Source organism: Idiomarina sp. Sol25, from assembly GCF_033052775.1.
Lineage (GTDB): Bacteria > Pseudomonadota > Gammaproteobacteria > Enterobacterales > Alteromonadaceae > Idiomarina.
This window is the reverse complement of sequence record NZ_JAUPEW010000050.1, coordinates 1-400: the sequence shown is the minus strand read 5'-3', so window position 1 is coordinate 400 and position 400 is coordinate 1. Positions and strand designations below refer to the sequence as shown.

1 protein-coding gene is annotated in these 400 nt (G+C 62.0%); it reads left to right on the top strand.

Annotated features, from left to right (window positions below):
• The coding region (locus tag Q5L94_RS13410) for a universal stress protein (RefSeq protein WP_317498864.1) at positions 1 to 290 on the top strand (290 nt) is incomplete at its 5' end.
• Between the last annotated feature and the right edge of the window lie 110 nt (positions 291 to 400).

Sequence of the window (400 nt, the reverse complement as noted above, 5' to 3'; positions counted from 1 at the left end):
CACCGCAGGCCGAGATGGAGCGGTACCGTCTGACGCGCGTTGCCACGGCGCGCGACGAGCTTTCGACCTTCGCGCGCGATGAGGTGGGCACCGACAATTCCACTACCAACGTTCTCGAGGGAGATCCCGGCCCTGCTCTGGTCCGCCTCGCACGAAGCAAAAGCGTAGATCTGCTTGCCCTGGGGCCACACGGGCGAGGGGTCGTTCTCCAGACCCTGCTCGGCAGCGTCACGCAACGCGTGCTCAGGGAAGCGTCCTGCGACGTCCTGGTCGCGAGACCACGTCCGTGACACATCACGACGAGACACCATGAAACCTCTCCGATGGCGTCATTATGGTCATCGCGATCCACCTTGCAGTAAAAGGAAGACAGAATGCTTTACGTCGATATTCCCACCCG